This window comes from Saccharopolyspora sp. NPDC000995 (genome assembly GCF_053599315.1).
In genome coordinates this window covers 1-23,892 of sequence record NZ_JBSFLZ010000076.1, presented here as the reverse complement: position 1 = coordinate 23,892, position 23,892 = coordinate 1, and the positions used below count along the sequence as shown (strand labels likewise).

The window sequence follows — 23,892 nt, the reverse complement described above, 5'->3', positions numbered from 1 at the left end:
TGGGGGAGTATCACCCACCATCCGGTCGCGAGGCCGGGGTCACAGTGAGGTGATGATGCGGAAGTTGAAAGTCGGACTGGCGGTGTTGGGTGCCGCGCTTCTGGTACTGCTAGTGCCTCCCCTGGTCGGCTCGGGAGGTGATGAGCCGGGCACCCAGATCCGCGGCCTGCGGGTCATGGTGCCCAACACACCGGGTGGTGGTTACGACATCACCGCGCGCACGGCGGTCAAGGCGATCGAGGACGCCGGCCTCAACGGTCCGGCCGAGGTGTTCAACCTGCCCGGTGCGGGCGGCACGGTCGGCTTGGGCCGGTTGGTCAACGAGGCCGGAAACGGCGCGCTGGTGATGTCGATGGGCCTGGGCGTGGTGGGCTCGGTGTACACCAACCACTCACCGGTGTCGCTGAACGACACCACGCCGATCGCGAAGCTGACCGAGGAATCCGACGTCATCGTCGTGCCCAAGGGCTCCCCGTACCAGAACATCGCCCAGCTGATCGAGGCGTGGAAGGCCAACCCCGGCGCGGTTCCCGTTGGCGGCGGTTCCTCGCCCGGCGGTCCGGACCACCTGGCGCCGATGCTGACCGCGAAGGCGATCGGCCTGTCCGCCACGCAGGTCAACTACGTGCCGTTCGACGGCGGCGGCGAACTGATGGCCTCGGTGCTCGGCAGCAAGGTCGCCTTCGGCGTCTCCGGGATCGGAGAGACCCGCGACCAGATAGCGGCCGGTGAGCTGCGGGCGCTGGCGGTGACCAGCCCGGAGCGCGTGCCCGGCATCGACGCCCCGACGTTGAAGGAATCCGGTGTGGACGTCAGCTTCACGAACTGGCGCGGCGTCGTCGCACCGCCGGGGATCAGCGAGCAGGAGCGGGCAAAGCTGATCGCATTGTTCAGCAAGCTGCACGCCAGCGAGCAGTGGCAGCAGGCGATGCGGCTGAACGGGTGGACCGACGCCTTCCAGACCGGAGATGACTTCGGGGCGTTCCTGAAGTCCGAGAACGACCGCGTCGCGTCGGTGCTGAAGGAGTTGGGTGCCGCATGAGTTCCACTGTGGACAAGACTGTCGCGCCGACCGGTTCGGAGCAGGGCAGCTGGTGGCGCAAGCATTCCGAGCTGGGCATCTGCGTGCTGCTGCTCGCGGTGGGCGTGCTCGTGCTCGTCGACGCGGTCCTGATCTCCACCGATTTCGCGCAGCGCGGCCCGGTCGGGCCGAAGGCAGTGCCGGTGGTGGTCGGTTCGCTGCTGGTGCTGGTGTCGGTGCTGCTGGCGCGGGACGTGCTCCGCGGCGGCCGCGGTGAGACCGAGGCCGGCGAGGACGTAGACCTCGACGCGCCGACCGACTGGCGCACCCTGCTGCTGCTGTCCGGGTTCTTCCTGCTCAACGCTGCCTTGATCAACGTCATCGGGTTCCCGGCGTCGGCGGCGATCATGTTCTGGGGCGCGGCCTACGCGCTGGGCAGCCGCCACCTCGTGCAGGATCCGCTGATCGCAGCCGGCCTCTCGGTGCTGACGTGGCTGACGTTCAACGAACTGCTCGGAGTCCCGTTGCCCGGTGGCCCGCTGATGGGGGTGCTGTAACCGATGGACCTGTCGAACCTCATGGGCGGTTTCGCCACCGCCCTGACCCCGCAGCACCTGCTGTTCGCAGCGATCGGCGTGGTGCTGGGCACCGCGGTCGGCGTGCTGCCGGGCATCGGCCCGGCGATGGCGGTTGCGCTGCTGCTGCCGGTGACCTACGCGCTGGACCCCACCGGGGCGTTCATCATGTTCGCCGGCATCTACTTCGGTGGGATGTTCGGCGGATCGACCACCTCGATCTTGCTCAACACGCCAGGTGAGAGCGCCGCCGTCGTGGTGGCGATCGAAGGCAACAAGATGGCCAAGAACGGCAGAGGAGCGCAAGCCCTGGCCGTGGCGGCCGTCGGCCACTTCGTCGGCGGCCTGGTCGGCCTCACCCTGCTGGTGCTGCTGGCGCCGGTCATCGCCGGCTACGCGGTCAACATCGGTGCGCCCGACTACTTCGCGTTCATGGTGCTGGCGTTCGCGGCGACCTCGACCGTGCTGGGCAGTTCGCGGATCCGCGGGTTCGCGTCGCTGCTGATCGGGTTGACGATCGGGCTGGTCGGGCTCGACCAGATGAGCGGCCAGCCCCGGCTGACCTTCGGTTCGTTGCAGCTGTCCGACGGCATCGACGTGGTGCTCGTCGCGGTCGGCCTCTTCGCCGTCGGCGAGTCGCTTTGGGTCGCGGCGCACCTGCGGCACACCCAGGAGAAGCCAATCCCGGTCGGTACGCCGTGGATGTCCCGGCAGGACCTGCGGCGGGCGTGGAAGCCGTGGCTGCGCGGCCCGCTGATCGGCTTCCCCTTCGGCGCAATCCCGGTTGGTGGGGCGGAAGTGCCCACCTTCTTGTCCTACACCGTCGAGAAGCAGTTGTCCCGGCGCAAGGGAGGTTGGGGCAGCAAGGGCGCGGTCGAGGGTGTGGCAGGGCCGGAAGCCACCTCGCTTTCCAGCGCGGCGGGCACCATGGTCACGATGCTCACGCTCGGGTTGCCGACCACCTCGGTGGCCGCGGTGATGCTGGCGGCGTTCCAGCAGTACGGCATCCAACCCGGCCCGCTGCTGTTCCAGCGCGAGTCGGACTTGGTGTGGGCGCTGATCGCGAGCATGTTCGTTGGTCTGGCGCTGCTGCTGGTGATCAATCTGCCGATGGCGCCAGTGTGGGCCAAGCTGCTGCAGGTCCCGCGGCCGTACCTTTACGCGGGCATCCTGTTCTTCGCCAGCGTCGGGGCCTACGCGATCAGCGGTCAGCCGTTGGACCTGGTGCTGCTGTTCATCATCGGGGCGATCGGCTTCGCGATGCGCCGCTACGGCCTGCCGGTGCTGCCGGCGATCATCGGCGTGATCCTCGGGCCGACGGCGGAACTGCAGATGCGCCGATCGCTGCAGATCAGTGACGGCGACCTGACGGGCCTGGTGAACTCGCCGATGGCGATCGTGGTCTACGCGATCACGGCAGTCCTGCTCAGCTATCCGCTGTGGAGCCGGTTCATCCGCCGCTCGCCGAAGCCGGCCGAGCCAGCGGATCGAGTCGACGTCTGATCACTGGACCGAAGGGCACCTTCCTCCTGGTCAACGGAGGGAGGCGCCTTTTGGCCGCCGGTGCACTCCAGCGGGTCGAAGCCCGAGCATGAGACCACGCTCGCCGACGGCGAACCGGTAGCGGCCCTGCTCGCGACACTCGGGTTCGTCGAGCGGATCGCCTTCGAGAAGCGATGCCGGAACTTCCGGTTCGCCGAACAAGCCCGCGACATGCTCGCAACGTTGGTGCACGTGCCCGAGCTGGACGGGACATTCCTGGAAGGCGAGAGCATCGTCCCGGACAAAACCGGGATCGCTGCCGGTCTCGACGCGGTACGGGCCGTGCTTGGATCGCTCGGCTTCACCGACGACGACCTCACGACGGAGAACTGCACCGACGCCGTCGCCGCCCGACGCGGCTAGTCGGCCCCTGCCCGTGGGGCAATCCCGTGGTCGACAGTGTGGGGCGTACCTGGGGCCACAACCGTCCCGATTTCATCGATACAGGCGAGCTACGCATCGACTGCGTACGACCAAACTGAGGTCACCGCGTGCGACCGTGATTTCCAGCTCAGCGCCAAGTGCGTGACAAAAGGGCGGCCTTCGGACGGTACAGCCGCCCGAAGACGTCCTCGCCCAGTTCAACGTCCGCGATGACCCGTCGTCGGCCGGAACCAAGGCAGCGGACTGCCGGTCAGCGCAGCCGGATCTCGGTGGTCCTTCGAGATCATCTCGTGCTGCGGCATTTTCCGGGGAATTGTCGTGAGCCGCATTACCGTTTTCGGGAGCCGAATTGGCGCACAACTGCGAAAACGGTGCCCCGCGCACGCGATCCGTGGGCTCTCGGGCCGAATGCTGTGCGGCCGGCGTGGATTGCCGATGTCTTCCTGACTCTTTTCCCAGCTGTCGTGCGGTTTTCGGTCGATCTCCGGGGCGGCGGGCCGTCGGGTCGTCGGCGTGGTACCGATATCTTGTTCCGTGGCCACGTCGGGGTCGGTGCCGGGGATGCCGGCAGGTGTGATCAGTCCCAGGAGGGCGCTGTGCGGTTCAACGACGATGCGGAGCTGGACGCATCGCAGGTCGAGGAAGTCGGTGGTTCCGGTGGCGGTGGTTTCGGCGGCGGGACCATCGCGGTGGGCGGCGGGGGACTGGCTCTCGTCGGGGCGGTGCTCTACTTCCTGCTCAGCAACTTCGTCGGGGGTGGCGGACAGCCGGCGCTGCCGCCGCTGAGCCTCAACCAGCTGCCCGTCGGGCAGCAGGCGGACGACCAGCGCCTGGCGCAGGAATGCCGGACCGGCGCGGATGCCAACAAGCGGGAGGAGTGCGCGCTGGTCGCGTCGATCAACTCGATCCAGGGGTATTGGAGCGAGCAGTTCGAGCGTTCGGGCGGGAAGTACCAGGCCGCGCCGACGAAGTTCTTCCGGGGCGCGGTGAACACCGCTTGCGGGGGCGCGGCTACCGACGTCGGCCCGTTCTACTGCCCGGCCGACGCCGACGTCTACATCGACCTGGACTTCTTCAAGGAGCTGAAGACGCGGTTCGGTGCTCAGGGCGGCAGCTTCGTGGAGGCTTACGTGCTCGCCCACGAGTACGGCCACCACGTGCAGAACCTGCTCGGCACCAATTCGAAGGTCAATCCCCGGCAGACCGGGCCGACCTCCGGCGCGGTGCGCCTGGAACTGCAGGCCGACTGCTACGCCGGGGTGTGGGCGAATCACGCCACGACGGTGTCCACCCGCTCCGGTAAGCCGCTGATCCAGGAGATCTCCGACGACGACATCCGTCGCGCCGTGGATGCCGCCGGGCGGATCGGCGACGACTACATCCAGGCCCATCTCGGCGGCGGGCACGTCGATGAGAGCAAGTTCACCCACGGCAGTTCGGCGCAGCGGGAGAAGTGGTTCACCACCGGCCTGCGCACCGGAAACCCGAACGCCTGCGACACCTTCGACCCCAAGGTCAGCCTGGGGTGATCTCCGGTGGTGCCGCGCGGAGCCAGGCGGCACCACCGCAATTCCCGTCCTTTCGACTCGATCCGAATGGTACGAGCGGACTGCGAATATTCTTCGAAATATTCCGGCGAATTCTCCGCTGGGGCAAATGCGGAATGTGCATAAAAGGTCCGGAATTTTCGTGATCAATATCGGTTCCGCCTCGCCCCGGGGTTACCTTTCCTCATTCAGGTCACTATTGTTCCTCTGAATGTTCGATTTCGGAGGGATGGCGCCGCAAGGTCGTCGCGCCGCGAACCTGTCCGCAATCGGATCGGGCGGTGGTCGCGATGACCGGCCAGTCGCGCCCCGGTTCCGGTGTACATTCGGTCGAGGGCATCACCGTCGTCGATCCGGGCCTGGTACGCCGGGCGGTCGCGGTGGCGGCCGTCGGGAGTGTGACCGAATCGTTCGATTTCTTCAGAGCCACCGTGCCATCGACGTTGCCCGCGCTTTTCCCGACCAGCATCCGGCACGACGCGCTGTCGATCTCGTTCAACATCTCTACGTCGTTGTTCGGTGGCACGGTCGCCACCGCCATGACCGCCTTGATCGCGGCCACCGGCGACCTGATGTGGCCCGCGTACTACCTGATCGGCGCGGGGGTTGATCGGCTGGATAGGCATCTGGTTCGCGAAGGAGTCGGCCGCCCGCCCGCTGCAGGGCTCGACGCCGGCGGTCGGAACCGAGGCGGATGCCGAGCCCTGGCGGGCACCACCAGCTGACCGGGAGCGGGTGGTGCCAGACGGGCTTACCGCCCACCGCCCGCCCGCGTCGGGGGTTCGCTGCGGCTGAACGCCTTCAGTGCCCTCCGCAGCACTCGTGGGGGTTTTCGAGTTCTACCGGTCGTAGTGCTCCGCCTGCGGCCGGTTCGACGAGCAGGACGAGTCGGTGTTGTTGGAACTGCGGGCGCACGAAGCCGCGGGTGTCCACGAGCATCTCCGGGGCCAACGTGGTTCCGACGCCGAGGACGTCGTCGATGGCCGAACTGGCGGTGAGTTGGGCTACCGGGTGCACGCCGGTGAGCGCGAGCTGCCCGGGGAAGCGCACGCACCGCCCTTCCAGTCCTGCCCGCGCGGCGAGCGCTGCCCGCGCGGCGACATCCCCGCCAGCTGAACCAGAAGATGCGGCGAGGCGATCACCAGAAGGCCCGATGGCGGTGGCTGAGCCGCCCAGGGAATGGGCCAGCGCTTCGAGAGCGTCGGTGTGGATCGGGGAATGAACGCGCGCCGAGGCGGTGATGGCGGCGATCGGGCCGCTGTGGTCGATGTGGGTGCAGACCAGGTCGGCTGCGAGCCCGCTGCCGTCCACAGCGGACAGTACGTGTCCGTCGACGTGAGCGAGGCCGCCGCTGCCGGCCTCGGGACTGAGAGCGGCGGCGACCCAGTAGCTGTTGGTCGTGGTCATACGACGTCGACGAAGACCGGGTTGGCGTAGAACCACAGGTCCGACCACGGATCGGCATCGCCGAGGACGTCCATCACGGGGTCGCCGTCGGCGGTGAGCCGGTTTCCGTCGCCGCCGCGCAGTCGCAGGTAGAACGGGCGGTCCACGCCCTTGAAGACGTGGGTGAACCGCACCTGGCGACGCGCGCTGCTGGCAACCTCGAAGGTCTTGACGACCTTGGTTGCGGGCGCGGTCAAAGCGTCGAGATCGGCGGCGGGCCCGGTGACCGGGCCCGCGATGAGGTCGATCTTGGCCAGCTTCGGAACGACATCGTGGAAGTTCGGGCCGCCCGCCAGGGTTGCCTCGATGGTCACCTCGACGTCGGTTCCCCGGCGGACGAAGGTGCGGCCCCCGGTCGTCGCGCCGCGCCGATCGCCATCGGTCAGCGCGCGCACGCGCAGGTCCAGCCCGTCGATGAGCCGCCCGTGCACCGCGATGACCTTGCCCGCCTGCAGGGCCCGCATGACGTCCACATAGGACCTGGTTTGGGCGCCCACCAGCGTGGCGCTGTAGAAGCCAGGCCAGAAGTCCCCGTACGGCTGGGGTTTCCCGGTGTCGATCGGGGTGCCGCGGCTGCCGGTGGCATTGTGGTCCTGTGTGCCGGGCTTGAAGGTGTCGCCGAAGACCTGGTGGCTGTCGGAGGTGGAAGTGATCCACCACGGCTTGCCTTCGGCCAGCAGTGAGTCCCACAAGCCGCCGACTTTCGCGGTCATCCAGTCGAATCCGCCGTAAGTGCGGTAGGGGTTCTCCGCGGCGGTGGGGTTGTAGCCGGGGAAGCTGTCCGGGTCGGGGGCCTTGTCGTAGTAGCCGCGGGCATCCCCGGCGCCGCCCGCCGAGGTCGGAATCCCGGCGGCTTGGTGGCCCGGCGCGCCCTCCATGCCGACGGCGACCTGCGGGGCGGTGTTGCGCCAGCCGCGGAGTTCGTGGGGGCTGTCCACACCGCGTCGCGCGGGGTGGTTGGCGAACATCAACGCGATCTCGGTGCGCCCGGAGGACACCTGCCGCTTCAGGAATTCCAGCGCCTCCAGAGCATAGGGCTCCCCATCGGCGGACGTGGCGCGGGCGATCAGGCCCTTGCCGCCCTTGTCGACGGGAGTGGACAGGATGCCGCCGTCGTAGCCGGCTTCGAAGGCGCGCAGGATGTCGACGGTGTTGCGGCCCGGGGGCAGGAAGACGGTGGCGTGTTCGGCACCGGGGATGTTCCACTCCAGGCCCTGGTAGACGAGGATGTCCCGGTTGGCCTGGCGAGCGCGCTCGATGTCCGGGGTGACCTGGTCGATCGAGAACTTCTGGTGTGCCACACCGCCGTGGTCGGTGATGACCATCCAGTCCAGCCCGTACTTGCGGGCGTTGGCGACCTGCGTGGCGACCTCGTACTGCGCGTCGGGGGAGTACTGGGTGTGGATGTGGTGGTCACCGGCCAACCACCGCTGTGAGCCGCTCCACGGATTCACCACGGCCGCGGGCGTACCCGAGGCAGCCGCGGCCAGGGGCCGCGCGCCGAGCGCGAACGCTCCGGCGGCAACTCCGATGCCTGCGAGGAACTGGCGCCGCGCGATCGACAGCGGTCGGTCATCAGCCGAATCGACCCAGCTGCCTTCGACCGGCTCGTGTTCGTGGTGATGGCTGTGGTCGTGGTGCCCGTGGCCGTGCGACATGACAAATCCCGTCGTTCGTTCAAGGAGGACATAGCGGTCGAAGGCCCCGACTGCCGCTGCGACCTGGCCCGGCGGCTTTTCGCCGACCCATGCGAACTATCGCCAGCCGCGCATGCCACAGCTCCACTCGCAGGCGACGATCAGGTGAACATCAACCGTCGCCACCGAGACGAAGCGAGCAGCGGAGTGCTGAACGAGCGCGGGCGAACTTTGAGCGGGGGCAGCGGGCTTCGCTCAGCGGGGGGCGTGGTCGTGCAGGAACCGGGGATCGGCGAAGTCCTTACGGCGGCCGTAACTCCCGCAGGGCGCCGCCACCTGCACCGCCGCGCTGAACGAGTTTCGAACGGGGATTGGCCCTCTCACGCGGTCCCGAGGCCGCGGGCGCGCAAGATGCCGCGTTCCAGCGGACGAAAGACCAGCAGTTCGATGCCCACGCCCACCAGCAGGATCAGCGCGATGGCGGCGATGACGGTGGGCATGTCGGACAGCAGGCGCCCGTCTTCCAGGTAGCCTCCGAGGCCCTTGCCCAGTTCGGGGGACGTGGCGATGATCTCGGCGGCCATCAGAGAGCGCCAGGAAAACGCCCATCCCTGCTTCAACCCGGCCAGGTAGCCGGGCAGCGCGGCGGGCAGCAGGATGTGCCGAGCCGTCGCGAGCCGGCCCGCGCCCAGCGCCTTGCCGACCCTCGGCAGGATAGGTGGAATCTGGTCGATCCCGGCGACCAGGCCGTTGGCGATCGACGGGACGCAACCCAGCAGCAGCACCGTGTACATCGTCGCTGGGGTGACGCCGAACCACAGCACAGCGGCCGGTACCCAGGCAACAGACGGCAGGCTCTGCAGACCGGACAACAGCGGGCCGATCGCCGAGCGGACGACTCGGACCTTGGCCACCAGGAGTCCCAATGGGGTCGCGATGACGATGCCGATGAGGAACCCGATCACGGCGCGGTGCACGGAGGTCCAGATGAAGCTCAGCGCGTTGCCGCTGGTGATCTCATCCCACAGTTCCAAGGCGACCGCCCGCGGCTCCGGCAGCTTGAACTCCGGCCACAGCGCGGATGCCCACAGCGCCTGCCAAGCGGTGAGCGCCAAGGCGAGCGCGACCAGCGGAGGAAGGACGGCGCCCGCGAACCGGCGGCCGCGGTTTCGGGTATCCGGCCGAGTGGCGGGCGGGGTGTCCAGGGCGTCGAGACCGGCTTCCACCGCGGCATCGAGATCGGTGTCCGGCGTGGCTGTGCGGATGCTGTCAGGCCGAGGCATGGTCGCTGATCACCTCCCGAAGCCGCCGGTTGATCACCTCGACGAGATCCGAACCGTCCGCAGTGGACTGATCGTTGGTCCACTCCTGCACGACCCGGCCCGGCCGGGATGACAGCAGCACCACGCGCTGTCCGAGCCGGACCGCTTCCCGGACGTCGTGGGTCACGAACACCACCGCGGCCCCGGTGGACTCCCACACCCGCAGCAGTTCCGACTGCAGCACGTCCCGGGTGATCGCGTCCAGCGCGGAGAACGGCTCGTCCATCAGCAGCAGGGAGGCGGACGCGTCGTCTTCGGAGGCGCCGAGCGCGGACGCCAGCGCGCGGGCCAGCGCCACCCGCTGGCGCATCCCGCCGGAGAGTTCGTGCGGGCGCTTGCCGCCCACGTTCCCCAACCGGACCAGGTCGAGCAGTTCGCGACCGCGTTCGCGGCGGGTCGCGCGGTCGACTCCGGCCAGGCGCAGCGGCAGTTCGACGTTGCCCGCCGCAGTCAGCCAGGGCATCAGCGCGGCTTCCTGGAACATCACGGCGGGCCGCGAGCCGCTCAGCTCGATCCTGCCCTGCGACGGCTCGTCCAACCCGGCGATCAGGTTGAGCAGCGTCGTCTTGCCGCACCCCGACGCGCCGAGCAGGCAGACGAACTCGCCCGGCCGGACGGTCAGATCAATACCGTGCAGCGCCGTGATGCTGCGGCGAGCATCGCCGAAGCTCTTGTGCACCCCGGTCAACCGGACCACGTGGTCGGCGTTCGCGGGCGCTTGCAGGACGGCGGTCATGTCTTGGTTGCCTTCCGAGCGAAGTGGTGGATCATCCGGACAGGCCGCCGTCGGCGACCTTCGGCTTGCCGGCCGCTTCGAGCACGGCGTTGATCGCGGTGACGTCGACCAGGCCTTTCAGGTCGGGGGCCTGCCGCTGGATGCCTGCGGTCACCTGGTCCTGGGCCAGCTGCGGGAACCGGGAGGCCAGCGGGTCGGCGGTGAGCTCGATCCCGGTGAACGCCCGGTCGATGACCTCGGGCGACAGCTCCTTACCCGTCAATTTCTTGAGCTGCTCGTTGACGGCGGTCTTGGCTTCGGCCGGATTCGCGGCGGCGAGGTCGTTGGCGGCGAGCAAGCCGCGCAGGACGGCCTGCACGGCCTGCGGGTGCTGCTTGAGGAAATCGGTGCGCACCAAGACGACCGTGGTCGGGAACTTCCCCTCCGGCCACAGCTGTTTCTCGTCGAGAAGGACCTTGGCGCCCGCGTCGTGCACCAGTCGCGACGCCCACGGCTCGGGTAGCCAGGCACCGGCCAGCCGGCCCTGCCGGAACTGGTCGAGGGTCTGGGAGTTCTCGATGTTCTGCACCTGGACGTCGCCGAGCTGGTTGTTGGCGAGCCACTTCTTCAGCGCGACGTCCTGGGTGTTGCCGAACTGCGGCGCCGCGACGGCCTTGCCCCGGAGGTCCTGCGGGCTGTTGATCTGCGGCGCGACGACGAGCTGGGCACCGCCGGAGGTGGCGCCCGAGACCACGCGAACCGCCTCCCCGCCGGACTTGGTGAAGGCGTTGATCGCCGGGCCGGAGCCGATGAAACCGATGTCCAGCGAGCCGCCCAGCAGCGCCGAGACCTCCTCTGGCCCGGCGCTGAACTGCACCGGCGTGAGCTTTGTGGCGCCCAGCTCCTTGCCGAACAGGCCCTTGTCAAGTCCGATCAGCGCCGAAGCGTGAGTGACGTTGGGGAAGTAGCCCAGGCGCACCTCGGTGGCCGGGGCGGTCTTCGCCGGCGGCGCCTCGGCGTCGGAGGTGGTGCGGTCGGCGCGCGAGCACCCGGCCACGGCGGCGAACAGGGAGAGTACGGCGGCCGCCACGGCCAGTGTCCGTGGTTTGCGCGGCGCGATGCTCACGTTGCGGTCCCTTCGCACGACGGCAGGAGAACCGGTGCCGGGGCCTCGCTTTGGCCCACCAGACCCGTTGCGACCTGCTCTTTCGTCGTATTGGCGACAAAGTCGATAGGGACAGTACAGTTTGATCCGCCAGTTGAGCACGGGGTCTCACTTGGTAGGACGCGGAGCTGGGCCCAGGCGCGTTCGGCCGACTAATCGCAGGAACCCCGGTCCTTCAGGGCCGGGAGGAATCCGATCGCGAGTGTCGGTAGCGCGCAGCGTTGCTAAGCCGATCGTCTTCCGGCGCGATGCGCCGCATACCTGTGACGATCGGTGCTTGTCGTGGAACCATGACGCGCAGACGGTGTCGATCTGGACCCCTCGACGGCCGGATCAAGAAGTTCGGTCCGCATGCTCTGGCGCAGGTTCTGGGGCAACTCGTCGAGCACCGGCAAGGCGACTCTGGCCTGATCTTCCGGGACGACAAGTGGTTCCTCGTTGCCACATGCGAAGTTGTTGAAGTGGAGCCCTTCGAGCCCCGTGATTGGATCGGTGTAGATCGGGGCATCAACAAAAGCTCACCGCGCTTCTCGACGGGCTTGCTCGGCGAGTAGCTTGGCGGCGCAGCGGGTGCGTTTGCCCTGGACTCTTGCTTTTTTGCGTGGTTGCCGGCGTCGATACCGCTGCAACCGGCGCCCGGAGTAGTTCGCCGCGTCGCTGGTCGTGGCAAGGTGCCCGTGATCGAGGTCGATGCGGCCGATATCTCGCAGCACTGTCCTGCCTGCCGCCACACCGAGGGGGCCAACCGGCCCACCCGGGATGACTTCTTGTGCCGTCGGTTCGGTCTTGCTGGACCAGCCGATGTCGTCGCCGGGGTCCAACGTGCGCGACCGCGCACGCTCGACGTGGGTATTTGTCAACATGCCCCACCGCCCGCACATTAGCGCGAGCCAGCGATGCGACCCGCAATGCCGCGGCCAGCGGTAGGCTCGGCACCTACAGGCCGAGCCGCCACAAGCTCGGTCCTTCAAGGCGCCTTCAAGGCCGAGTAGTCGACCGGCTCTGCCACACCTCCGGGCCGCGGGTGCGTCCGGCCACGGCGACCGGGAGGTCGTCGTGCACCAGGTCGGCCAGGGTGACTTCCTCCAGCACCTCCCGCAGGCTGCTGCGAACGGCGATCCACACGCGCTGCAGCACTGCCACCGACGGTTCGTAGCAAACGTCTTCCGGTCGCACTCCGTGCACACTTACCAGCGGCCCGTCCACGGACCGGATCACGTCCGCCACGGACACCGCTTCCGGCGGGCGGGCCAGCACCCAGCCCCCGGCCTGGCCGCGCCGACTGGCGACGATCCCGCTCCGGCGCAGGTCGGCCAACACCGCCAGCAGGAAGTTGCGCGGGATGTCCTGGGCGGCGGCCACATCTTCGGCCCTTGCCACCTTTCCTGGAGACAGGCGCGCGAGCTCGACGAGAGCACGTACCGCGTAATCCACCTTGGCCGAAATGCGCATGCCCGCATTCTCCACCACCAGCGCGAACGCCCGCGTCCCCTGCCGGTTGGTGCGAACGCGGGCCGCGGGCTCGTGCTTCGGCAGCGCTCGGGTCTGATCCTGGCGCCGGCGATTCCGTGGGAACCGGGATCAGCATCCGAGCGCGGGTCGTCCTAGCCGCGGGGCTTGCCGAAGATCAGGCGGTAGCCGATCAGCAGGATCAGCGCGCCCAGGATCGCCAGACCCCAGGTGCGCAGGTCGAAGAACGTGCCGAGCTCGACGTGGAAGAGGGTCTTGCCGACCCAGCCGCCCACGAAGGCTCCCGCGACGCCGAGGAGGATCGTGACGACGCAGCCGCCGGGGTCCCGGCCCGGCATGAGCACCTTCGCGATACCGCCCGCGAGCAGTCCCAGCACGATCCAGCCGATGATGCTCATGGGCATCCTCCCTGCGTTGGCGTTTCGACATTGGCCTAGCGGGCGCAGCATCCCAGATCCTTGTGTCAGGACAGGCCCCCGCTTACGGAGTCGTGATGTTGATCTCAGCCGGGCCTCCGCCCGGCGCCGAAATTGTCCAATGTGAACGAAGTTTCCCGGGGTGCACGTGATTTGCGGGTCCGGCCGAACGCCTCATGTCGCCGTGGTCGATCGGCTACCGTAAGTGTGGATCACTTGGCCGAACAGCGATGGAGAGCACGCCGTGCCGGGCAGACCGTGGGACAACGGTGGACCGCAGAGCGTCGCCGAGCGGCGTTTCGACGACCTGCTCAGGCCGGGCAGGGCGTCGGCCGACGAGGCCGCGCCGCCGGTGGACGGGCACGGCGAGGCGGTGGAGCGGGAGATCCGCGGCGAGTACCTCGCCCGTCGGCTGATCGACTCCCTGGAGGACGGCGGCTGGCGGCTGTTCAACCGCCGCGGTGCCCAACCGCTGATGATCCAGATCGAGGACGCGGTGATCACCGGCCGGGTCGAGCTGCGCAACGCCGAACTGCCATACCTGCTGGAATTCGTCGGCTGCCGGTTCGAGAACGCCCCAGACCTGCGGCAGGCCCGCCTGGCCGGGCTGGTGATGTGGCACTGCCGGTTCCCCGGCCTCAACGCGCGCAACCTCAGCGTCAGCAACGACACGGTGCTGCGAGGCTGCCAAAGCATCGGCGGAGTCCTGGATCTGGCCGACGCCGATCTCGGCGGCTCGCTGCTGCTCAACGACAGCGAACTGCGCAATCCCGGACACCGCGCGATCTACGGTGACCGGCTGAAGGTGTCCGGTGCGGTGCTGGGCATCCGCCTGCAGGCCGCGGGAGAGATCCGCATCCCCGGCGCGCAGGTCGGCGGGAACCTGACGCTGTCCGGCGGAGTTCTGCGCAACCGCGGACGCAATGCGCTCAACGCCACCGGCATCCAGATCGGCGGCTCGCTGCGACTGGACGTCGACCCGGGCACCAGCAGGCCGTTCACGGCGGCCGGACGGCTGCTGCTGCCGAGCGCGCGCATCTCAGGTGATCTGCGGCTGCGAGACGCGGTGCTCGAACCCGGTGTCCACCCGCCGCGCCGCGGCGACTCGCAGCACGACGACCCGGCCGCAACCCTGATCGCCGACCGCGCGGAGATCCGCGGTGATATCCAGCTCGACCAGAACTTCCGCAGCGGCGGCACGCTTCGGCTCGTCAGCGCCACAGTCGGCGGCAACCTGCGGATGGCGGGCGCCCGGCTCGACTTGGGCTGGTTGCGCTCACCAGCAGCTTCGGTGGAGCATCCGTTGCGCGCGGCGCACCTCGACGGCACGCAGATCCTCGGAAACCTCGATGCGCGCAAGATCGTCGTGCACGGGCAGTTCCGGATGACCGACATACAGGTCAGCGGCAGCATCCAGCTCAACGAAGCGCAACTGGTGGGGCCGCGCACCGACGTCCTGCGGGCCAGCAGGGCGGTCGTGGGCAGCAACCTGGAATGCCGCGACACCGAGATCGCCGGATCGCTCCAGCTGCAGGGCGTGCGAGTCGGCGCGAACGTCGACCTGCGTTCAGCCCACCTGACCAAGCCCGCGTGGCACCAGCACCGAAAGGCGTACAAGGCTTCGCTGGACCTGCGAGCTGCACGGATCGAACGCGACCTGGTGTGCGCGGAGGGCGGACGGCCGTTCCGTGCCGAGGGCGCGGTGGAACTGCGGTGGGCCGCGGTCGGCCGGCACCTCAACTTCTGGGGCTGCGAGCTCGGCGACGGTGCTTCACCAGCGGCGCTGAACGCATTCGCTGTGGTCACGCAGGAGATGACCCTCTTCCCGCGCACCGCGCCGCAGGGGCGGATCACGCTGCGGCAGGCGCAGTGCGAACTGCTCGCCGACAACGCCGCGCTCTGGGCGGCCACCGGTGGCCTCGACTTCGAGGAGTTCGCCTACGAGAACTTCTCCGAGTCCTACGAGGTCGCCGACCAGGAGCGGGTGCGGCGACGGCTCGGCCTGTTGCGCGCCACCTCGGACGGGGTGTATCAGCCGGGCCCGTACGACCAGCTCGCCAAGGTGTTCCGGGCCAACGGGCTTGAAGAGCACGCGGTCACGACGCTCATCGAGAAACAGCGCCACCGCTATGCGGCGATCAGTGCCGCCGCCCGTCCGGGCCTGCGATGGCCGGTGCGGCTGTGGAGCCTCCTGCAGCGGATCACGGTCGGCTATGGCTATCGGCCGCTGCGGGCGCTGGCCTGGATGCTCCTGTTCGCAACCGGTGGCACAGCCTGGTTCGCTTTCCACCCGCTGACCCCCATCAACGAGCAGGACCACCCGGTCTGGAACCCGCTGTTGTATGCATTGGACCAGATGCTGCCGGTGGTCACCCTCGGCCACGACGACATGTGGCAAGCGCACGGGGCTTCGCAGTGGGTCACCGTCGTCCTCATCGCCGTCGGCTGGACGTTGGCCACGACGGTCGCGGCGGGCATCAGCAGAGGCCTGCACCGAGAACGCTGAACGCGGAGGCGACAGGAGGCTGTTTCCAGGTTCCTGGGCGCGCACCCCGGGGTCGCGCCCCGGCTGCGGACCGCAGCGGGGTGACCCCGTAGCCAGGCCCCGGGGCACGCGCATCGCGGGCCCGACCGCAGCGTCGAAGCCCGATCAAGCCTCCGCGAGCGTTCGTCGGAAACGCCGAAATATCCGGATTTTTGGCCGGATCGTGATCTTCGCCGGTCAGTTTACCGGCAACCGGCGGGGGATAATGATGATGATCACGGGCTAGCTCGCTGGGGGGTTCGTCGTGGGAACTGGACCGGATACTTCGCGCGGGAACCTCCTCGACGGGACGCCGTGCTGGATCGAACTCGTCACCACCAACGTCGACAAGGCCTGCGAGTTCTACGCCGGTTTGTTCGGCTGGGAGTACGAGACCCACCACGACCCGCGCGCCGGCTTGCACGTAATCGCCGCCCACGAAAGCTTTCCGGTGGCCAGTATCCGGGAATCCGCCGACGGCCGGTCCCAGTGGCGGCTGTTCCTCGCCGCCGCGGACAGCGCGAGAACGGCCGCCGAAGCCGGCAAGCTCGGGGCGCAGATCATCGTGCCCCGCAGCCGCGTGCCAGAGCTGGGCGTGAAAATGGTGTTGACCAGCCCCGCCGGCGACGAATTCGGACTGCTGGAACCGGATACTTCCTGGCAGTTCGACGTCGGCCTGCCAGGCACCCTGCTCTGGGCCGAACTGGTGACCATCAAAGCCCAGACCGCGGACCACTTCTACGCCGAACTCTTCGGCTACACCGCTGAGCAATTCGGCACCGAACACCGCACCGGATACGAGGTGTGGTACCTCGACGAGGATTCCGTGCTCGCCCGGGTCAGCATGATCCGAGAGCACATGAGCACCGAGGCCCGGCCGCACTGGCTGCTCTACCTCGGCGTGGAGGAAGAGGTGGGCACCGACGAACTGGTGCACCAGGCGGTCGCCCTGGACGGCCGGATCCGGGTCGATCCCTACGACTCCAGCCTCGGCCGCGTCGCCGTCCTGAGGGATCCGACCGGGGCGCGCTTCGCGATCGTCGATCCCAGCCAGGCCAGCGAGTACGGCACGGCGGGCAACGACGACCCCTACGACGACTGAGGCCGGGCTCGCGCCGGTGGGCCGGGTGCTCGTCGGCCCACCGGGTGCGCAGGTCAGCGGCGGAGTCGCTTGCGCCCGGTGACCTTGTTGTAGATGACCAGGACGATGACGGCGCCGATGATGGAACCGATCCACCCGGCGGGCTGGAATCCGCGGAAACCGACGGTGAGCAGGCTGAACAGGAAACCGCCGACGACCGATCCCGCGACGCCGATCACGATCGTCATCAGGAGGCCGATGTCGTCCTTGCCCGGCACGACCGCTCGGGCGATGAAGCCCGCGATGAGCCCGAAAACGAGCCAGCCGATGACCGTCCAAAGCATTGCATTCACCCCATAGTCCGGGTTGGTCCCTGCTAGATCACGCTACCCCACGGAGTGACCACGACGCACCAGCCTGCAGCCAGCGGCGTTAGCTGCGCAACACCGGTCCCCTGTTCCGTAACGAAGCGTGCCGCTGGACCGGGGCTGGCCGAGGTCGCGAATGTGGCGGAGTGGTGCCGGATCAACGGTGTCGATAGGCGCACGTTCTATCGACACCGGGCCCGGGCCCGGGCGGAGGGCCGCTGGCAGCCTCGGTCCCGGCGGCCGAGAACGACTCCGCATGCCACCCCCGAGCCGGTCGTGGCCGAGATCGTGCGGTTGCGTCACGCGCTGGCCCCTGACAACGGGGGCGATTTCATCCGCGACGAACTCGCCGAGATCGCGGCCGTGGCGGGCTGGGCCGAACGGGGCTGGCGGGTTCCAGCTCGGGCCACCATCAACCGGGTCCTGGACCGCCACGGCCTGCTGGAGCCCAGCCCGCGCAAACGCACCGAGCCGCCTGGCCGCGCTATACGCGCCGAACGCCCAGCAGCTCGCTGACACCGACCTCTCGGACACCTTCGAATTCCTGGGCCCACCGGTCGATCCGGTGCAGGCCGGTGCGTTCGAGATCCGCGCGGTTCCGGTTCATGCGCGACCCGCACATCGGGGTGCGCGTTCGTCAACTCCGCGATCACGCGCGACAGCAGATACGCGCACAGCGACTTGACTGCCGAGCCCCAGCCGGATCACCATCGTGCAAGGGCAGGACATGGGGCGGCGCAGCGAACTCTTCGTCAGCATCGACCCGATGACCCCCAGGTGACCGTCACCGGCGCGGCCGTGCCGATTTCCGGTTGAGCGCGGGCGATCTGGACTCCCGTCCGGGGGCTGGATATTTTTGCCGGCGACGTCCGAAGTGGAGGTGTGCGTTGTCGGGTCACCTGATCGACCGGTCCGGGCGGCGGTACGACCTGTCGGAGCAGCGCTGGCGAGGGGACGACGGATCGCCGCTGATGGTCAGCGCCCTGCCCGGGATCACCCCGGAGCAGATCGAGACCACAGAACGCTCGCTGTGGCGGTACGGCGCGGCCATCCCGGTCGATCCGGGCGCGCGGTTGAGCCTCGGCGAGGGATCCACGCCGCTGGTGGCGCTGGACTGGAGCGGTCGGCGCGTCCACTTCAAGCTCGAATGGTTCAATCCCACGTCGAGCTTCAAGGATCGCGGTAGCGCGGTGATGGTCTCGCATCTCGCGAGCCTGGGTGTGACGCAGTTGTTGGAGGATAGCTCCGGCAACGGCGGCGCATCGGTGGCCGCGTTCTGCGCGGCTGCGGGGATCGAGGCCAAGATCCTCGCCCCGGCTTTGACCTCCGCGGCCAAGATCCGGCAGGTGCGGGCCTACGGCGCGGAGGTCGAGCTGGTGCCGGGCACCAGGGACGAGGTCGCGGCGGAGGCCATCCGCCAGTCAGCGCAGATCACCTACGCCAGCCACAACTGGCACCCGTTCTTCTTGCAGGGGACGAAAACCATCGGATACGAGATGTGGGAGGCGCTCGGTTTCCGCGCGCCCGACAACGTGGTGGTGGTGGCGGGCGCGGGCAGCAACGTCCTCGGCTGCGACATCGCGTTCACCGAACTGCTCGAAGCCGGGCAGATCGATAACCGCCCGCGGCTGCTGGTCGCGCAGCCCGAGGACTGGGCGACGATCGCGCACGGGGTCAACGGGACGAGCGGCCCGCTTCCGGGCCAGCGCAAGCCAACTATCGCTGAAGGTGCCTCTATCGCTACGCCCGTTCGCCTACCCGAGAACATCGAGGCGATCCGCCGCTCGAACGGCATGGCCATCACGATCGACGACGACTCGATCCGCGCCGCCGTCCGAGCGTTGGCGGCGCGAGGCTTGTACGCCGAGCCGACGAGTGCGGTGGCTGCGGCGGCGCTGGACCGGTTCATCGCCGACGGCACCATCGGCGAGGAGGACACGACCGTCGTGATCCTAACCGGCTCGGGCATCAAGGCCACCGAACAACTCGCGGCCATCTACGACTGAACTCGCCAGAACCAGCGGGTGCGCCCGGATAGGTACCGTGAGCGTTTTCGGTGCTGTAGAAACGGTTTAATTGTCACGGTGTGAAGCGAACGGACCGAGGTGGACGGTCCGTTCGCTTCGCACTGCTCGGCGAGTGCGTTCCGCGCAGCACCGCCGTGCCACGCAGAATGCGTCTGGAAACGGGATTCAGATGCGTTCGAAGACGGCGGCGAGGCCCTGGCCGCCTCCGATGCACATGGTTTCCAGGCCGTAGCGGGCTTCGCGGCGGTGCATCTCGCGGGACAACGTCGCGAGGATGCGTCCGCCGGTAGCGCCCAGCGGGTGGCCCAGCGAGATTCCCGAGCCGTTGACGTTGAGCCGGTCGAAGTCGGCGGGCTTGAACTCCCACTCGCGGGTGCAAGCCAGCACCTGCGCCGCGAACGCCTCGTTGAGCTCGATCAGATCGACGTCGGCCAGGCCGATTCCGGCGCGCTGCAAGGCCTTCGCGGTCGCCGGGACGGGCCCGATGCCCATCGTGCGCGGTGGCACGCCAGCCCGCGCCCAGGCCACCACCCGCACCAGCGGGCGCAGTCCGAGCTCCGCCGCGCGCTCCGGCGTCGTCACCACGCAAACGGCGGCGGCGTCGTTCTGCCCGCTGGCGTTGCCTGCGGTGACCGTCGCCTCCGGGTCGGATTTGACTAGCACCGGCTTCAGCGCCGACAGGCTTTCCATCGTGGTATCCGGCCGGGGGTGTTCGTCCACGTCGACGACGGCGTCGCCCTTGCGGGAACTCACCGTCACCGGCACGATCTCGTCGTCGAACCGCCCGGCCTGCTGCGCGGCGGCGGCGCGGTGCTGCGAGCGGACTGAGAGCTCGTCCTGCTCGGTGCGGGAGATCTCGTACTCGCGACGCAGATTCTCGGCCGTTTCCAGCATCCCGCCCGGTACCGGGAAGTTCTTGCCGCCCGCGGTCACCCGCCCGCGTGCCAGGGCGTCGTGCAGCTCCAGCCCGCTGCCGCGGATGCCCCACCGCGCCTCAGTGGTGTAGAACGGCGCGCTGCTCATGCTTTCCGCGCCGCCAGCCAGCACCACGTCGCTGACGCCGGTCTGCACCTGCATCGCGGCGTCCAGCACGGCCTGCAGACCGGACCCGCAACGCCGGTCCACCTGGGTGCCGCCGACGTCGACGGGCAGGCCGGCGTCCAGCGCGGCGACTCGACCGATCGCCGGGGCGTCGGAGTTCGGGTAGCACTGGCCGAGGATCACCTCGTCGATCGCCCCACCGGGCAGCCCGGTGCGCTCCACCAGGGCCCTGATCACCGTCGACGCCAGCTCGACGGCGGGCACGGTCTTGAAGACCCCGCCGTACCGGCCGATCGGGGTCCGCAGCGGTTCGCAGATCACCGCTTCGCGCATCGCTTGCTCCTTCGAGTCCCGGTGGCGGCCGCTCCGCCGCCGTTTCGTTCGTAGCACAGCGCCGCGAGCAGATGAAATGGTCGGGATTATGTAGTGCGACGTCTCACTGGTAAGCCAATTCAGTATTGGACGGTATCGGCGTGGCATGCGATGGTGCGTCGGAGAAACCTTTGGAGGTCGACATGCAGTGGGCGCAGCGGGTCAACACCGTGCGGGTGATCGGCACCGGCGTGATGGGGCGCGGCATCGCCCAACTGGCCACGGCCGCCGGGCTGACCGTTGAGCTCTCCGACGCCCGCCCGGAGGCCGTGTCGGCGGCGGTGGACCACGTCGGGCAGATGTTCGACAAGCTTGCGAGCAAGGGCAGGATGACCACTGAGGACGCCGCCGCGGCGCGGGACCGGCTACGGCCGGTCGACGGGCCGCACGCGCCGACCGAGTGCGACCTGGTAATCGAGGCGGTCCGCGAGGACCTGCAGACCAAGCGCGAGCTGTTTTCCGAGCTGGAGAAGATCTGCCCGCCGCACACCGTGTTCGCCACCAACACCAGCTCGCTGGCGGTTACCTCGATCGCCACCGCGCTGGCCGACCCGAGCCGGCTGGTGGGGCTGCATTTCTTCAACCCGGTCCCGCTGATGCGCCTGGTCGAGATCATCCCCGGAGCCCGGACCGCGGATTGGCTCCCGGCCGCGCTCGTCGAGCTGGTGCAGCGGCTGGGGCACCAGCCGGTGCGGGCCACGGACACCCCGGGTTTCCTGGTCAACCACGCTGGTCGCGGGCTGATCACCGAGGCGCTGCAGATCCTGGGCGAAGACTTGGCCGCGCCCGCCGAGGTCGACCGGATCTGCCGCGATGTGCTGGGCCTGCGGATGGGCCCATTCGAGCTGATGGACCTCACAGCCCTGGACGTCACGCACCCGGCGACGGAGAGCATCTGGTCCGGCTACTACGGCGATCCCCGGCTGCGTCCGTCGCCGATCACCCGCGCCCGCCTGGAAGCGGGGCTGCTCGGCCGCAAAACCGGCGAAGGCTTCTACGCCTACGTCGACGGGGTGAAGCAGGAGCAGCCCGAGCCGCAGGCACCGCCGGCGGAAACGCGCCCGGTCTGGTCGGACAACCCGGAGCTGCTCGGCGCGCTGGAAGCGGTGGGCGTGCCGGTGGAGCGCGGCGATGAGCCCTCCGATGTGGCGGTCGTCCTCGTCACTCCGTACGGCCACAGCGCCGCGACCGCTGCGCTTTCGGCGGATCTGCCGCCAGCGCGGGTCTGCGGGGTGGATCCGCTGAACATGGAGAAGCGGTTCACGCTGACGGTGCATCCGGCGACCGATCCGGAATTCGCGCGCTCGGCCTGGGCGGCGCTGGCGGCGACCGGCCTAGCGGTGACGGTCGTCCGCGACGGTGCGGGCATGATCGCGCAGCGGCTGCTGGCGTCGATCGTGAACACCAGCTGCTTCATCGCCGAGCAGCGGCTCGCCACACCCGGTGATATCGACACTGCGGTGCGGCTCGCGCTCGGCTACCCGCGCGGGCCCCTGGAGTGGGGCCAGCACTTCGGCCCGCGCCGCGTGCTGACCGTGCTGCGCGCCTTGCAGGTGGCCACCGGCGACCCGCGCTACCGGCCCAGCCGCTGGCTGGTCGAACGCGCCGAACTTGGCCTCGAACTCACCGGAACCGGCACCACGCCGAAAGACGTGCTCGCCTGAACCCGCGGCTCTCCGGTGGGCTGGCTGAGGCCGAGAGGGCTGGCCCTGAATGAGGAAAAAACACACCCGCACCTTCGGAAACGGCCCTAACACGGCGCCGAAATTAACCAGCAGGGTCGAGGATGGCATCAAAACCGAGGTGGACAAAGGACCTCGGGACGAGCCTGGCGGATACCCGCTTACTGGCCAGGCGGTGTCCGGCATAAAGGCGGCGTCAGCCTGGTCTGCGGCTCCTACGTGGAAGGGAAGGAGGCGCGCCCCGATATGGGGGTGGTGTCCGGCACAGAGGCGGCACGACTGCCGTGGTCTTGCTGCTTAACAGCACCGCGGCCCCAGGCCACGGCACAAGAGCCTGTGATCCCGTTGCTGCCAACGGGATTCTTTCCGTTTGAGACGCGGGGCCACAAGACCCGGACGGCGACCGGCTGACCGCCGTTTAGTCGGGCTGGCCGAGCGGAAGGGTGGTGAAAGAGGCGCCCAGGTAGTCGCGCTCGGTGCCGGGCTTGTTCGGCGTCACCTCGGCGGCGAAGCGCTCCGCGTCGTCCTCCGGGTGGTAGCCGAGCTGTTCAGCCTCGGCCAGGGACACGAGGCGTCGGGTGTTGTTCGAAACTCCCCACACCACGCGGAATCCGGGCGACGGGGCGGACAGACAGGTCTCGAACAACCGCCCGGCGTCGTCCGGGGACAGCCAGATCGACAGGTCGCGCTTGTCGGAGGGACGTTCGGCGCAGGCGCCGATGCGCAGGCAGATCACGTCGATGCCGAACCGCGAGTGGTAGAGGCTGCCCAGTGCCTCGGTGGCGGCCTTGCTGAAGCCGTAGTAGGTGTCCGGCCGGGGCGGGGTCTCGCCCGGGATGTTGTCGGAATTCGCGTCGGCGACCGGGATGAAGCCTACGGCGTGGTTGCTGGAGGCCAGGATCACCCGTCCAACACCTGCTCGAAGCGCAGCCTCCAGCACGGTGCGGGTGCCGTCCACATTGGTCGTGAGGATTTCCTTCCAGGTGTTCTCCCTGCTGTGCCCGGCGAGGTGGATGACGGCGTCGACGTCCTGGCAGGCGCGGGTCATCGCGTCGAGATCGGTGATGGCGGCCGTGATGGTCTCGACGTCTTCGCCAGGCTCGGCCGCGGTGGGTGCGTGGATGTCCAGCAGTCGGAGAGCCCGGCCGGGCCGACGCAGCCTGGTGCGCAGCATGATGCCGATGCGTCCGGCGGCACCGGTGACCAGAATGCGCTGGGGCGACATGGCTTTCCTCCCGTCGACAGCGGACTTCTCGTCGAACTCTATACGGGAGGTGGCCGGGTAGCGGTCCGCTCCTCCCGCCAGCCATGAGCGAACCCCCGGTTGGTGGAAGCGGATTCCACGGCGTGTCCCGGACCGTGGTTCAAAACTTGGGCAGTCGATCGGGCCGCGTCAAATATGTGATTGATAACTGACAATGTGAGTTCGGGTAAAAGGTAAATTACTGGAAAATCCGAATCCGGCTCTACTGACGTGTCCGTGGGTGGTGTCAGCTGCTGGTTTGGCCCTGGAGATGGGGCACGCCGTTGCTGTGTCTAGGTTTCTGGCTTGTGAAG

Annotated in this window: 22 protein-coding genes and 1 pseudogene; 13 read left to right on the top strand and 10 right to left on the bottom strand. The window is 68.6% G+C overall.

Annotated features, from left to right (window positions below; all coding sequences use genetic code 11):
• Positions 1-55: 55 nt before the first annotated feature.
• From ACWDKQ_RS22915 to ACWDKQ_RS22890, 6 genes are all read left to right on the top strand, one after another.
• Positions 56-1,042, top strand: coding sequence for a Bug family tripartite tricarboxylate transporter substrate binding protein (locus ACWDKQ_RS22915; RefSeq protein WP_450140797.1), 987 nt, complete (start codon positions 56-58; stop codon positions 1,040-1,042).
• Positions 1,039-1,578, top strand: coding sequence for a tripartite tricarboxylate transporter TctB family protein (locus ACWDKQ_RS22910; protein ID WP_450140796.1), 540 nt, complete (start codon positions 1,039-1,041; stop codon positions 1,576-1,578). The genes ACWDKQ_RS22915 and ACWDKQ_RS22910 overlap by 4 nt, the downstream gene beginning before the upstream one ends.
• 3 nt (positions 1,579-1,581) lie before the next feature.
• Entirely contained in the window at positions 1,582-3,099 is a 1,518-nt protein-coding gene (locus tag ACWDKQ_RS22905) for a tripartite tricarboxylate transporter permease (RefSeq protein ID WP_450140795.1), read from the top strand.
• A gap of 60 nt (positions 3,100-3,159) precedes the next feature.
• Positions 3,160-3,501, top strand: a complete 342-nt coding sequence (locus tag ACWDKQ_RS22900) for a hypothetical protein (RefSeq protein ID WP_450140794.1) — start codon at positions 3,160-3,162, stop codon at positions 3,499-3,501.
• Positions 3,502-4,118: 617 nt separating this feature from the next.
• Positions 4,119-5,051: a KPN_02809 family neutral zinc metallopeptidase gene (ypfJ, locus tag ACWDKQ_RS22895; protein ID WP_450140793.1), complete on the top strand. Its 933-nt coding sequence runs from the start codon at positions 4,119-4,121 to the stop codon at positions 5,049-5,051.
• A 308-nt stretch (positions 5,052-5,359) separates the two neighbouring features.
• Positions 5,360-5,794, top strand: coding sequence for a hypothetical protein (locus ACWDKQ_RS22890; RefSeq protein ID WP_450140792.1), 435 nt, complete (start codon positions 5,360-5,362; stop codon positions 5,792-5,794).
• A 76-nt stretch (positions 5,795-5,870) separates the two neighbouring features.
• Here the strand turns inward: ACWDKQ_RS22890 and ACWDKQ_RS22885 are convergent, their stop codons facing one another.
• The 5 genes from ACWDKQ_RS22885 to ACWDKQ_RS22865 all read right to left on the bottom strand — a co-directional run bounded on the left by ACWDKQ_RS22885 (position 5,871) and on the right by ACWDKQ_RS22865 (position 11,315).
• Positions 5,871-6,476: a hypothetical protein gene (locus ACWDKQ_RS22885; protein WP_450140791.1), complete on the bottom strand. Its 606-nt coding sequence runs from the start codon at positions 6,474-6,476 to the stop codon at positions 5,871-5,873.
• Positions 6,473-8,173, bottom strand: coding sequence for a PHP domain-containing protein (locus ACWDKQ_RS22880; RefSeq protein WP_450140790.1), 1,701 nt, complete (start codon positions 8,171-8,173; stop codon positions 6,473-6,475). Before ACWDKQ_RS22880 ends, ACWDKQ_RS22885 begins: the two co-directional genes overlap by 4 nt.
• A 359-nt stretch (positions 8,174-8,532) precedes the next feature.
• Positions 8,533-9,435, bottom strand: coding sequence for an ABC transporter permease (locus tag ACWDKQ_RS22875; RefSeq protein WP_450140789.1), 903 nt, complete (start codon positions 9,433-9,435; stop codon positions 8,533-8,535).
• Positions 9,422-10,210, bottom strand: coding sequence for an ABC transporter ATP-binding protein (locus tag ACWDKQ_RS22870; RefSeq protein ID WP_450140788.1), 789 nt, complete (start codon positions 10,208-10,210; stop codon positions 9,422-9,424). Before ACWDKQ_RS22870 ends, ACWDKQ_RS22875 begins: the two co-directional genes overlap by 14 nt.
• A 31-nt stretch (positions 10,211-10,241) precedes the next feature.
• Complete coding sequence (locus tag ACWDKQ_RS22865; RefSeq protein ID WP_450140787.1) at positions 10,242-11,315, bottom strand: ABC transporter substrate-binding protein; 1,074 nt, start codon at positions 11,313-11,315, stop codon at positions 10,242-10,244.
• 329 nt (positions 11,316-11,644) lie between these two features.
• Here ACWDKQ_RS22865 and ACWDKQ_RS22860 point away from each other — a divergent pair, with 329 nt between their 5' ends.
• The gene (locus ACWDKQ_RS22860; RefSeq protein ID WP_450140786.1) at positions 11,645-11,908 is read left to right on the top strand and encodes a hypothetical protein; all 264 of its coding nucleotides are present in this window, start codon (positions 11,645-11,647) and stop codon (positions 11,906-11,908) included.
• 117 nt (positions 11,909-12,025) lie between these two features.
• Positions 12,026-12,238, top strand: a complete 213-nt coding sequence (locus tag ACWDKQ_RS22855; RefSeq protein WP_450140785.1) for a zinc ribbon domain-containing protein — start codon at positions 12,026-12,028, stop codon at positions 12,236-12,238.
• 94 nt (positions 12,239-12,332) lie between these two features.
• On the opposite strand, the gene ACWDKQ_RS22850 is transcribed toward ACWDKQ_RS22855, so the two are convergent.
• Complete coding sequence (locus ACWDKQ_RS22850; RefSeq protein ID WP_450140784.1) at positions 12,333-12,806, bottom strand: RrF2 family transcriptional regulator; 474 nt, start codon at positions 12,804-12,806, stop codon at positions 12,333-12,335.
• 152 nt (positions 12,807-12,958) lie between these two features.
• A complete protein-coding gene (locus ACWDKQ_RS22845) occupies positions 12,959-13,222 on the bottom strand; it encodes a GlsB/YeaQ/YmgE family stress response membrane protein (protein WP_450140783.1) in 264 nt (87 codons plus the stop codon).
• A 262-nt stretch (positions 13,223-13,484) separates the two neighbouring features.
• Between ACWDKQ_RS22845 and ACWDKQ_RS22840 the strand changes: the two genes are divergently transcribed.
• Both ACWDKQ_RS22840 and ACWDKQ_RS22835 read left to right on the top strand, forming a co-directional pair.
• Positions 13,485-15,746 carry an oxidoreductase gene (locus ACWDKQ_RS22840; RefSeq protein WP_450140782.1) on the top strand — a complete coding sequence of 754 codons (2,262 nt, stop codon included), beginning with the start codon at positions 13,485-13,487 and terminating at the stop codon, positions 15,744-15,746.
• A gap of 283 nt (positions 15,747-16,029) precedes the next feature.
• Positions 16,030-16,866: a VOC family protein gene (locus tag ACWDKQ_RS22835; RefSeq protein ID WP_450140781.1), complete on the top strand. Its 837-nt coding sequence runs from the start codon at positions 16,030-16,032 to the stop codon at positions 16,864-16,866.
• Positions 16,867-16,919: 53 nt separating this feature from the next.
• On the opposite strand, the gene ACWDKQ_RS22830 is transcribed toward ACWDKQ_RS22835, so the two are convergent.
• Positions 16,920-17,189: a GlsB/YeaQ/YmgE family stress response membrane protein gene (locus ACWDKQ_RS22830; protein ID WP_450140780.1), complete on the bottom strand. Its 270-nt coding sequence runs from the start codon at positions 17,187-17,189 to the stop codon at positions 16,920-16,922.
• Positions 17,190-17,333: 144 nt separating this feature from the next.
• On the opposite strand from ACWDKQ_RS22830, the pseudogene ACWDKQ_RS22825 reads away from it, so the two are divergent.
• Positions 17,334-17,717: pseudogene (locus tag ACWDKQ_RS22825) on the top strand (helix-turn-helix domain-containing protein); the annotation flags it as partial.
• A gap of 383 nt (positions 17,718-18,100) precedes the next feature.
• Positions 18,101-19,219, top strand: coding sequence for a threonine synthase (locus tag ACWDKQ_RS22820; protein ID WP_450140779.1), 1,119 nt, complete (start codon positions 18,101-18,103; stop codon positions 19,217-19,219).
• Positions 19,220-19,405: 186 nt separating this feature from the next.
• Here the strand turns inward: ACWDKQ_RS22820 and ACWDKQ_RS22815 are convergent, their stop codons facing one another.
• Positions 19,406-20,614 carry an acetyl-CoA C-acetyltransferase gene (locus ACWDKQ_RS22815; RefSeq protein WP_450140778.1) on the bottom strand — a complete coding sequence of 403 codons (1,209 nt, stop codon included), beginning with the start codon at positions 20,612-20,614 and terminating at the stop codon, positions 19,406-19,408.
• Between the two features lie 182 nt (positions 20,615-20,796).
• Here ACWDKQ_RS22815 and ACWDKQ_RS22810 point away from each other — a divergent pair, with 182 nt between their 5' ends.
• The gene (locus ACWDKQ_RS22810) at positions 20,797-22,317 is read left to right on the top strand and encodes a 3-hydroxyacyl-CoA dehydrogenase (protein ID WP_450140777.1); all 1,521 of its coding nucleotides are present in this window, start codon (positions 20,797-20,799) and stop codon (positions 22,315-22,317) included.
• Between the two features lie 436 nt (positions 22,318-22,753).
• Here the strand turns inward: ACWDKQ_RS22810 and ACWDKQ_RS22805 are convergent, their stop codons facing one another.
• Entirely contained in the window at positions 22,754-23,560 is an 807-nt protein-coding gene (locus ACWDKQ_RS22805) for an NAD-dependent epimerase/dehydratase family protein (protein ID WP_450140776.1), read from the bottom strand.
• Positions 23,561-23,892: the final 332 nt, after the last annotated feature.